8 protein-coding genes are annotated in these 10,841 nt (G+C 68.3%); 3 read left to right on the top strand and 5 right to left on the bottom strand.

Annotated elements, in window-relative coordinates; translation table 11 throughout:
* Nucleotides 1-41: 41 nt before the first annotated feature.
* The 3 genes from ASE75_RS05245 to ASE75_RS05235 are packed head-to-tail and all read right to left on the bottom strand — an operon-like array spanning nucleotide 42 to nucleotide 4,585.
* The gene (locus ASE75_RS05245; protein ID WP_055930021.1) at nucleotides 42-1,682 is read right to left on the bottom strand and encodes an NAD-dependent malic enzyme; all 1,641 of its coding nucleotides are present in this window, start codon (nucleotides 1,680-1,682) and stop codon (nucleotides 42-44) included.
* Nucleotides 1,683-1,701: 19 nt separating this feature from the next.
* Entirely contained in the window at nucleotides 1,702-3,225 is a 1,524-nt protein-coding gene (locus ASE75_RS05240; RefSeq protein WP_055930018.1) for an alginate export family protein, read from the bottom strand.
* Nucleotides 3,226-3,277: 52 nt separating this feature from the next.
* A complete protein-coding gene (locus ASE75_RS05235; RefSeq protein ID WP_055931009.1) occupies nucleotides 3,278-4,585 on the bottom strand; it encodes a dicarboxylate/amino acid:cation symporter in 1,308 nt (435 codons plus the stop codon).
* 414 nt (nucleotides 4,586-4,999) lie between these two features.
* Between ASE75_RS05235 and ASE75_RS05230 the strand changes: the two genes are divergently transcribed.
* Together ASE75_RS05230 and ASE75_RS05225 are read left to right on the top strand one after the other, a co-directional pair.
* Nucleotides 5,000-6,763: a sensor histidine kinase gene (locus ASE75_RS05230; protein ID WP_055930015.1), complete on the top strand. Its 1,764-nt coding sequence runs from the start codon at nucleotides 5,000-5,002 to the stop codon at nucleotides 6,761-6,763.
* Between the two features lie 19 nt (nucleotides 6,764-6,782).
* Nucleotides 6,783-8,060, top strand: coding sequence for a sigma-54-dependent transcriptional regulator (locus ASE75_RS05225; protein WP_055931008.1), 1,278 nt, complete (start codon nucleotides 6,783-6,785; stop codon nucleotides 8,058-8,060).
* On the opposite strand, the gene ASE75_RS05220 is transcribed toward ASE75_RS05225, so the two are convergent.
* Nucleotides 8,057-10,084 (bottom strand): M3 family metallopeptidase, encoded by a 2,028-nt coding sequence (locus ASE75_RS05220; RefSeq protein WP_055930012.1) that lies wholly within the window; start codon nucleotides 10,082-10,084, stop codon nucleotides 8,057-8,059. The genes ASE75_RS05225 and ASE75_RS05220 overlap by 4 nt on opposite strands.
* 65 nt (nucleotides 10,085-10,149) lie before the next feature.
* Entirely contained in the window at nucleotides 10,150-10,353 is a 204-nt protein-coding gene (locus ASE75_RS05215) for a hypothetical protein (protein WP_055930009.1), read from the bottom strand.
* Between the two features lie 269 nt (nucleotides 10,354-10,622).
* On the opposite strand from ASE75_RS05215, the gene ASE75_RS05210 reads away from it, so the two are divergent.
* Nucleotides 10,623-10,832, top strand: a complete 210-nt coding sequence (locus tag ASE75_RS05210; RefSeq protein WP_055930006.1) for a hypothetical protein — start codon at nucleotides 10,623-10,625, stop codon at nucleotides 10,830-10,832.
* Nucleotides 10,833-10,841 lie beyond the last annotated feature (9 nt).

Here is a 10,841-nt window from a genome sequence, read left to right as displayed (position 1 = left end):
CACCGTTTTCGCAAGCAGCCGAAGACCGGATGCCCCCAGCGTCATATGGCTGGCGTGTAGACCGGATGCCACATCGCCGCATCGACCGCGGCCGACCAGCCGCCGGCCGGCACCGCTGCGGCCAGCCCCTCGGCCTGTGCCTGTTCGGCGACCGCGACCGCGATCCGCCCGGCCACCGCGCGCAGGTCGGTGATCGGCGGCAACAGGCCGGCATGGGCCGTACCCGCCACCGCCGCCAGCGCGCGGGCGGCGGCCATGAACATGCCGTCGCTGATCCGCGTGGCCCCCGCCACCAGCGCGCCAAGGCCGACGCCGGGGAACACATAGACGTTGTTGACCTGAGTCACCGCCGGGGTCGCGCCGATGACGGGCGCGAACGGGCTGCCGGTGCCGACGATCGCGCGGGCCTCGGTCCAGGCGACGAGATCGGCGGGATGCGCCTCCGCCCGCGACGAGGGGTTGGACAGCGGGAAGATGACCGGACGATCGACATGCGCCGCCATCTCGCGAACGATCTTTTCCGAAAACGCGCCCGGTTGCGCCGACGCGCCGATCAGCACGGTCGGGCGGACATTGGCGACGGTGTCGAACAGGCCGATGCCGCCGCCGTCGGTGCGGGACCAGCCCGCAACCTCGTGCGGAGTCCGGCACAGCGCGCGCTGCTGATCGCTCAGCGCGTTCTGCCCCTCGATCAGCAAGCCTTCGCGGTCGACCGCCCAGACCCGCGCCCGCGCCGCGCTCGCATCGAGACCATCGGCCATCATCGCCGCGATCAGCAGCGCGGCGATGCCGCTGCCGGCCGCGCCCGCGCCGAACAGGACGATGCGCTGCTCGATCAGCGGCTGGCCGGTGCGTGCCACCGCCGCCAGCACGGTGCCGACCGCCACCGCCGCCGTCCCCTGGATATCGTCGTTGAACGTCAGCAACCGGTCGCGGTAGCGCGCGAGCAGCCGGTGGGCGTTGGCCCCGGCAAAATCCTCCCACTGCAACAGCACGCCGGGCCAGCGATCCGCGACCGCCGCGACGAAATCCTCGACGAAGCCGTCATACTCCTCGCCACGCACCCGCGCATGCTGCCACCCGACATACAGCGGGTCGTCGCGCCGCGTCGCATTGTCGGTGCCGACGTCGAGCAGGATCGGCAGCACCTCGGACGGGTGGATGCCGGCACAGGCGGTGTAGAGCGCCAGCTTGCCGATCGGGATGCCCATGCCGCCCGCGCCCTGATCGCCCAGCCCGAGGATCCGTTCGCCGTCGCTGACCACGATAACCTTGACCCGGTCGTATGCCGGGTCGGCGAGGATATCGGCGATCCGGTGCCGGTTGGGATAGCTCAGGAACAGGCCGCGTGGCCGCCGCCAGATCTCGCTGAACCGCTCGCACCCCTCGCCGACCGTCGGCGTGTAGACCAGCGGCAGCAGCTCCTCCAGATTGCGCGCAACCAGCGCGTGGAACAGCACCTCGTTGGCATCCTGCAACTCGCGCAGGAAGGCGTAGCGATGGAACGCATCGGGTTGGCCGCGCAGGGCCACCAGCCGCCGCGCGATCTGCGATTCCAGCGTGCCGACATGCGGCGGCAGCAACCCGTGCAACCCCAGCGCGTCACGCTCGTCGGGCGTGAACGCGGTGCCCTTGTTGGTCAGCGGATCGGACAATAGGGCGCGGGCGGCGGCATGGGTCACAAGCGGGGATCCTGGCGTATCAGAAGCGGAAGCTGAGCCAGCCGGCGAGGAAGTCGGAGTTCCTGTACCCCGCCTTCGTCAGGGCCGATCCGGCGATGAGGTGTTCGTAGCGCCCAGTGAATGCCAGACGCGGGGTGATGGTGTAGACCAGTTGCAATCGGGCCATTTCCCCGATCTTGCGGCCGTCGTTCAGCTGCGTGCGGGCAAAGGCGGTGCCGTTCGCGCGGTACACCGCGTCGCGCACGTCGTCGCGCCACGCCCACTGATATTCGGCGGTCACGCGGACCTTCTTCACCGGATTGACCGTGACGTTGGGGGCGATCGCGATCAGGTTCGTCGGCGTCGCGAACAGCTGGTAGCTGTAATAGATGTTGTTGCCATAGGGCGAGAACGCGGTCTTCAGCGTCCCCGTCCCGAACGCGCCGCCGCCGCTGGCATAGTCCGCGTGGAAGCCGATGCGCGGCGCGGTGCCGGTCTTGCCCAGGCGATAGGTCTGCGCGAACAGCGCCTGCCACGCGTCGATCGCGCGCCCATCGAACCGGCCGCCCTGGTGGTTCAGCGTCCAGTCGATCGTGACCGGCCCCGCATCGCCCCAGGCATGGACGCCGTAATAGGTGCGGGCCTCGCGTGCAGTCGTCGTGCCCCACAGCGTGCGATCGCCGCGCAGTCGCCAGACGAAGGGATCGACATACAGTTTCGACCCGCCGAACGCGGTCTTGGGCACGACGAATCCGGTACTGACGCCCGAAAAGCGGCGCGCATGGTCGATCAGATCGTCACCCGTGCCGCCCAGGCCATATTCGGTCAGGCGGAAATCGAAGATGTCGGCACGCACCGTGCTCCCCCGTGCCCAGGCCCGGATACCGTTCAACACAAAACGGATCGTATTGTTGTCGCGCGACGAGATCATCAGGTTTGGGCCGTCGGTAAACTCCTGCCGGCCATAGCGCGCACCGACCGAGACACCCGACACGACGGCGGTCGCATCGACGAACGCCTGCTGCACGATCAGGTCGTTCTTCAGCGTCGCGACCCGGTTACCCAGTTCGATGCCCGACAGCCCGCCATGCGCCAGTTCGCCATACACCCGGAAATGCTTGCCCAGATGCAGGTCGGCCCCGCCGACCAGCCGGTTGATGTCCTGCCGCTGCGCCCGCGCTTCATTCAGATTGGGGTTGGTGGTGTGATTGACGCGCAACCGCGCCTCGCCGCTCAGCGTCAGATACACGTCGCCATCGCCGGTGATCGGCAGATATTTGAGGCGGTCGATCGGATCGTCCCGCTTGGCCGGGTCGCGATATCTGGTCCAGTCCTCGGCCCAGCGCGACAGGTTGTAGCCGTTGGTCGTCGGGCCGTCACCCGCCGCCGCGTCGGGATAGGCGGTGGCGATCGGCGTGGCCGGCGCGCGGGTCGTCTGCGGCTCGACCGGGTTGGCGGCGGGGCCGGCCTGCCGGGCAGCCTGTTGGGCGAAGGCCGGTCCGGCCGCAGCCGATGCCATCAGGGCGAACGCGGTCGATGCGCGCAGGAGCGTGGTGTTTGTCATGGATCAAGTCCCGTAGCGAACGGATATGGAGGTATGGTAAACCCGGCGGCGATCATTCCGCCGGGATCGCCGTGGCCTCCATCTGATCGACCCGCAGGCTCTGACCGCGCATCGCCCGGTCGAGCTGTTCGACGTCCAGCGCGTTTTCCCAGCGCGACACCACGACCGTCGCGACCGCATTGCCGATGAAGTTGGTCAGGCTGCGGCACTCGCTCATGAACCGGTCGACCCCCAGGATCAGGGCCATGCCCGCCACCGGCACCGACGGCACGATCGACAAGGTGGCGGCCAGCGTGATGAAGCCCGCGCCGGTCACGCCCGCCGCACCCTTGGACGACAGCATCGCCACCGCCAGCAACAGCGCCTGCTGGCTCCACGACAGGTCGATGCCCGTCGCCTGCGCGATGAACAGCGTGGCCAGCGTCATGTAGATGTTGGTGCCGTCCAGGTTGAACGAATAGCCGGCGGGCACGACCAGCCCGACGATCGACTTGGGGCAGCCCGCCCGCTCCATCTTCTCGATCAGCGCCGGCAGTGCGCTTTCCGACGACGACGTGCCCAGCACCAGCAGCAGTTCGGCCTTCAGATAGGCGATCAGGCGGAAGATCGAAAAGCCGCATGCCCGCGCCACGCCGCCCAGAATGACGACCACGAACAGCGCCGACGTCAGATAGAAGGTACCGACCAGCATCGCCAGGTTGGCGAGCGTGCCGACGCCGTATTTGCCGATGGTGAACGCCATCGCGCCGAACGCACCGATCGGGGCTGCCTTCATCAGGATGGCCACCATCTTGAACACGGCGACCGACAAGTCGTTGAAGAAGCTGACGACCGGCTTGCCGCGATCGCCGATCATAGCGAGCGAAATACCGAACAGAATGGCGATGAACAGCACCTGCAGGATGTTGCCCTCGACGAAGGCCGACACCAGCGTGTTGGGGATCACCCCGGTCAGGAAGCCGACGATCGACGTGTCATGCGCCTTTTCGACATACTCCGCGACCGCCTTGGTATCCAGGCTGGCGGGGTCGATGTTCAGGCCGGCCCCCGGCTGGATGATGTTGCCGACGATCAGGCCAACGATCAGCGCCAGGGTGGAAAAGAACAGGAAATAGACAAACGCCTTGCCGGCCACGCGGCCGACGCTGCCCAGGTCACGCATGCCCGAAATGCCGGTGACGATCGTCAGGAAGATGACCGGCGCGATAATCATCTTCACCAGCTTGATGAAGGCATCGCCGAGCGGTTTCAGGCTGGCACCGACAGTGGGGTAGAAATGGCCCAGCAACACGCCGGCCGCGATCGCGAACAGCACCTGAACGTAAAGATGCCGATACCAGGGCTTTGCAGCCTCGGGCATGGCGGCGTGGGTGTCGATGGTCTGGATCACGGTCAGGTCCTCTCGCGTGCTCGGCAATCCGACCCGCTTCTGTCGCGCGGGTTCGGTTCGCCGATGATATCGCGTGCGCGGCGCAGGACCAACGCGCCAGATCTTTGCCGATTATTATTGTTTTTCATGCCATTAGGACGATACCCGATCCTTCGGGACCGGACGGGACCATCAACGGACTGGACCTGTTGTGCAGTTTCTTGCACATCTTTCACCCATGCATGTGTCAGGGGATCATGGCCGGATCGACTCCAGCGTCCGGGAAAACGCAAACGTCGGGGCCGACGACAGGATCGCCGCGCACGGGCAGCGCGGACCGGAGCGCCTTGATCCGATATCGCCACGATCGCGCCCGGACCGGGGCACCCGCATGACCGTCGCTGGATGACGTCCATCGCACCCGCCTTTCGATCATGGTCCGCGCGTCGGATCGTCATTGGTTTCATCGCCCTGATCGTCAGTATCGCCATCGTGGTCGGGGCCGGCCGCTATGCGGAAAACCGCGCGATCGACGATCTGGCACGGCAGGCGCGGACCGCCGCGCAGTTGCGCACCGCCCTGCTGCACAGCGAGATCGAACGCTTCCGGCTGCTGCCCATGGCCCTGTCCGACGATACCGACGTGATCGGCGCGCTGGCTGGTGGCCGGCCGGCGCGCCATGCGCTCGACCAGAAGCTCGAAAGTCTCGCGCGTACCACCGGTGCGGCCACCATCTACCTTCTCGACGCCGCCGGCACCGCGATCGCCGCCAGCAACTGGCGCAGCCGCACCAGCTTCGTCGGCACCGACTATGCCTTCCGCGACTATTACCGGGCCGCCGTCCGCACCGGGTCGGCGGCGCAGTTCGCGCGTGGCACGGTCAGCGGGTCGTCCGGCCTGTACCTGTCGCGGCGCACCCGTGGCGGTGGATATCTGGTGGTCAAGCTGGAGTTCGGCCGGATCGAGCGCGAATGGGCGCGCAGCGGCGGCATCACCGTCGTCACCGAACCGCATGGCATCGTCCTGCTGACCAGCCGCCCTGAATGGCGGTTCCTGGCCCCGGCAACGCTGCCGCCGGCGGTCCGCGAACAGTTTCGCCAGACGATGAAATCCGGGGCCGGCTCGCTGCGCCCGCTGCCGATCGACCACCTCGGGCGGTCGGTCGTCACCATCGCCGGCGACGACCGCCGCTGGCTGGCCACGTCCGTCACCGCGCGCGAGTTCGGCTGGCGGCTGAACACGCTGACACCGATAGACCGCAGCGTCGCGGCGGCCACCCGCCTCGCCCGGCTGGCGACGGGCCTCGCGCTGTTGCTGCTCGCCGGCCTTGGTGCCGCGCTGGCGGTTCGCGCGCGGTCGCGTCAGCGGCGCAGGGCGGCCGCGGCGCTCCGTACCGCGGAACTCGAAACGCTCGTCACCGCCCGCACCGCGCAGTTGCAGGCCGAAATCGACGAGCGGATCGCGGTGGAGGCGCGCGCCGACACGTTGCGCGAAGGACTGCGCCAGGCCAACCGACTGGCGACGCTGGGTCAGATCACCGCCGGCATCGCGCACGAAACCGCACAGCCCGTGGCCGCGATCCGCAGTTATGCCGCCAACGGCCGTCAGTTTCTCCAGCGCGGCGACAGCACCTCGGCCGAGGCCAATTTCGCGGCGATCGGCCGCCTGACCGAACGGATCGGCGCGGTGACCGCGACATTGCGCGGCTTCGCCCGCAAGGGCGGCGGCACGCCGGGGCCGATATCGTTGGCGCGCGCGATCGAGGGCGCGACGCTGATCCTGCGAGAACGGCTTGCGCAGGTCACGTTTCGCTGCCCCACCCTGCCCCAGTCGCTGATGGTCATTGCCGACATGGTCCGGCTGGAACAGGTGCTGGTCAACCTGTTGCAGAACGCGCTGGAGGCGCTGGACAGGCGACCCGACCCGCGCCTTACCCTGTCGGTGGCGCAGCGGGCCGATGGCGTGACGATCACCGTGCGCGACAATGGGCCGGGCATAGATCCGACGATCGCCGACCGGCTGTTCACGCCGTTCGTCACCAGCCGCGCAACCGGGCTTGGCCTGGGTCTCGTCATTTCGCAGGACATCATGGCCGATATGGGCGGCAGCCTGAACGCGATGCCCTGCACCGACGGCGCGGCCTTCGTCATCGTCCTGCGCCGTGACTGACGGCCTGCTCGACCAGCCGATGGCCGTCGCGCTGGTCGACGACGACGACGACCTGCGCGATGCCATGCGCCAGACGCTGGCGCTGGCCGGAGTCGACGTCGTGCCGTTCGCGGGCGCAGGGCCGGCACTGGCGGCGATCGACGCCAATTTTGCCGGCGTCGTCGTCACCGACGTGCGGATGCCGCGCATCGACGGGCTGGAACTGTTCCGCCGGTTGCACGACCGTGATCCCGACCTGCCCGTCATCCTCATCACCGGCCACGGCGACGTCGCGATGGCGGTGAACGCGATGCACCGGGGCGCGTGGGATTTCCTGACCAAGCCGTTCGACCCCGCCGTACTGGTCGCCGCCGTCCAGCGCGCCCGCGCGCACCGGTCGCTGGTGCTCGACAACCGCCGGCTGCGCGCGCTGGCCGACGACAGCGGCACCTCGGCACTGATCGGGCGATCCCCGGCGATCCGCCACCTGCGCGACACCATCGCAATCCTGGCATACGCCGATATCGACGTACTGGTGCAAGGAGAGACGGGGTCCGGCAAGGAACTGGTCGCGCGCCTCATCCATCGCGGCGGTAAACGCGCGCGCCAGCCGTTCGTCACGATCGCCTGCGCCGCACAGGCCGACACGCTGCCCAATGGCGTGATCGACGCGCACCTCTACGCCCGCATCGGCGAAGCCCAGCGCGGCACGCTGCTGCTGGACGACGTCGACCGCGCCGCCCCTACCCTGCAGGCGCGGCTCGCCCAGATCATCGAGGATCGCAGCATCCGGCCGGTCGGCACGGGCACCGCCACGCCCGTCGACGTCCGCATCGTCGCGACCGCCAGCCCGGGCCTGGAGGATCTGGCCGGTGCCGGCGGGTTCGACCCCGCCCTGCTGTACCGCCTTTCGGCGGTCACGCTGCGCATCCCGCCGCTGCGCGACCGCCGGGAGGACATCGCCCTGCTGTTCGCGCACCTGATCGACAGTGGAGCCGCCCGGTTGCGCCGCCCGCCGCCACCGTTGACCGACGCGGTACGCCGGCACCTGATCGACCATGACTGGCCGGGCAATGTCCGCGAGTTGACGCACTTTGCCGAACGCGTCCTGCTCGGCATCGACGACGGCGATACCGGTCCCGCCGCGCCCCTGCCCGACCGGGTGGATCGGTATGAACGCGCCCTGATCTGCGAGGCCATCGTCGCCGCCAATGGCGAGATCGGCCCCGCGATCGTCCGGCTCGGCATCCCGCGCAAGACCTTTTACTACAAGGTCCAGCGCCTCGGCATCGACCTGTCCACGCTCAAGCGGCGTTAGGCGGCCAGCCCGTACCGCCGCAGCAGCGCGTCGTCGGCCGGCTCGCGCCCGCGGAACGCCACGAAGCTGTCGATCGCCGGCCGCGTCGCCCCGCGTGACAGGATTTCCAGCCGGAACGCATCGCCGACCGCGGCGGACACCGTACCGTCCTCCGCGAACCGGCCGAACGCGTCGGCGGCCAGCCGCTCCGCCCACAGATAGCTGTAATAGCCCGACGCATAGCCGCCGGCGAACACATGGCTGAACGCATGGGCGAACCGGTGCCATTCCGGCGGTGTCGACACCGCGACCTCGCCGCGCACCTGCGCCAGCAGACGCCCGACGGTGCCGGCATCGACCTTCGCCCCCTCGCGGTGGATCAGCAGGTCGAACAGCCCCATCTCGATCTGCCGCAGCAGGAACAGCCCCGACTGGAACGTGCGCGCGCCAAGCATCCGGTCGAGCAGATCGTCGGGCAGCACCGCGCCGGTATCGACATGCCCCGACATCAGCCGCAGCCCTTCGCGGTCCCAGGCAAAATTCTCCATCAACTGGCTGGGCAGTTCGACCGCATCCCATTCATATCCGGTGATGCCGCCCACTGACGGAATCGATACCTCGGTCAGCAGATGGTGCAGGCAATGGCCGATCTCGTGCAGCGTCGTCACCACATCGTCATGCGACAGCAAAGCCGGGCGCCCGCCGGTTGGTGCCGCGAAATTGCACACCAGTTGCGCGATCGGCAGCTGCTCCCCGGCAGGCCGCTTCAGGCGCGGGCGACAGACATCCATCCACGCGCCCCCCTTCTTGCCTTCGCGCGCGAACAGATCGAGGTAGATGCCGGCAAAGACCGGACCATCGCCGCGCCGCAGATCGTAATAGCGCACATCGGGATGCCAGGTCTCGACATCGTCGCGCGCCGTGAACCGCAACCCGAACAGCCGATCGAGCAGCACGAACAGGCCGTCGAGCACCTTTGTCACCGGGAAATACGCGCGGATTGCGGTCTCATCCAGTGCATGCCGGTCGACGCGCAGCTTCTCGACGACGTAACCGGTGTCCCATGGCTGCATGTCGGCGATCCCCAGCCGCTCGGCCGCAAACGCACGCAGATCCGCCAGATCGCGGTCGGCAAAGGGGCGCGCCTGCGCCGCCAGCCCGCGCAGGAACGCGATCACCTCGTCCGAATCGCGCGCCATCTTGGTCGCCAGCGACACGCCGGTGTGGTCCGCATGGCCCAGCAGTTCGGCGGCCTCCTGCGATAGCGTCAGGATCTCGACGATGCGCGGGCCATTGTCGAATTGCCCCGCGTGCGGCCCACGATCCGACGCGCGTGTGCCCGATGCCTCGTACACGCGGAACCGCAGGTCGCGATTGTCGGCATGCGCCATGATCGCGCGGACGCTGGGCTGATGCAGCGTGACGCGCCAGCCTGTGACCCCGTTCGCCGCTGCTTCCGCCGCGAACGCCGCCTTGTCGGCCTCGGGCACGCCGTCCAGCATCGCCTCGTCGGCAATATCCTCATGCCAGGCGGCGGTCGCATCGAGCACCGCATTGCCGAACGCGCTTTTCAGTTCGGACAGTTTCACCTTGATCGCCGCGAACCGTGCCCGCTCGGCATCGGGCAGCGCCACGCCAGACAGTTCCAGGTCGCGCAACGTCGCCGCCAGCGCCGCCTGCTCCTGCGCATCGTTCGGAGTGAGGTCGCGCAACACCGCATACAGGCGCGGATCCTGCGCCACCGCCATCGCATGACGGACCAGCGCCGGCCGCGCACCGTCCACCGCCGCGCGCAATTCGGGCGTGTCGCACACCGATTGCAGGTGGTTCACCGCCGACCAGATCTGGTCGATGACCGCGTCCGCCCGCTCGCGCGCCATGAACACGCTGTAGAAATCGCCGCCACGCGAGGTCATGATCTCCGCCATCGCCGCCTGGTGGTCGGCAATCGCGCGATCGAGAGCCGGGGCGACATGCTCTGGCCGGATATCGGCAAAGGCGGGACGCGGCGCGTCGATCAGCAGCGGGTTCGGGTCGGTCGGCATCGGTCACACAACTCCATTCGGGTCCGGCGTAGATAGGGTCGCCCCGCCCGAATGTCAGCGCGTTCTCAGCCGGACAGGACGCCGTGCGTGGCGGATGCCCTGATCGCCGCGACGATCGCCATGTTGATCGCCGGGGTGTTCAGCGTCGTGTGAACGTCGTCGCGCCCCTCGCGCCGCAACGTCTGGCGGATCTCGTTCACCGACCGGCAGGCACCCGACGATGCCAGCTCGATCGCGCGTTCGGCGGTGGTGAGGGTGGCGGTGTCCATGACCGGACGCTAGGCCCATTCGCGGACCGCCGATAGCGCAATCGGCGTGCCCCCCCCACTCCCCCCGGACGCCCCCCTCTGTGCGACCCCGCACGACACTTGTGCGATCGAGCCGAAAAGGCCACAGTCGGCATTGGCGGTCGCTCGCCGGTCAGCCCGCGGGAATCGCCCACGGCCCTTGACCGACATTCTTGTCCCTTTCGTCGACCCTGCGCCATGACGGCGCATGCGACGCGTCGCGCCCGACCGCCCGATGGAGTTTCCAACCGATGTCGAACGCAGCTCTCCGCCCCTTTCTGGTCGCCAAGGATGACGCCGGCGCCTTCCGCGTCACCGTGCGCACCACCCGCTACAACTCGCAGGGGTATCCGCTGGTGTCGACCGAGCTGCTGGAGGACAGTTTCCGCACGCAGAAGGAAGCCAAGACCTTCGTCTGCACGCAATATCGGGTAGAGACGAGCGAGATCGCGACCAAGTAACGAGACCTG

Source organism: Sphingomonas sp. Leaf17, assembly GCF_001421505.1.
Classification (GTDB): Bacteria; Pseudomonadota; Alphaproteobacteria; order Sphingomonadales; family Sphingomonadaceae; genus Sphingomonas.
This window is presented reverse-complemented; position numbering and strand designations above follow the sequence as displayed.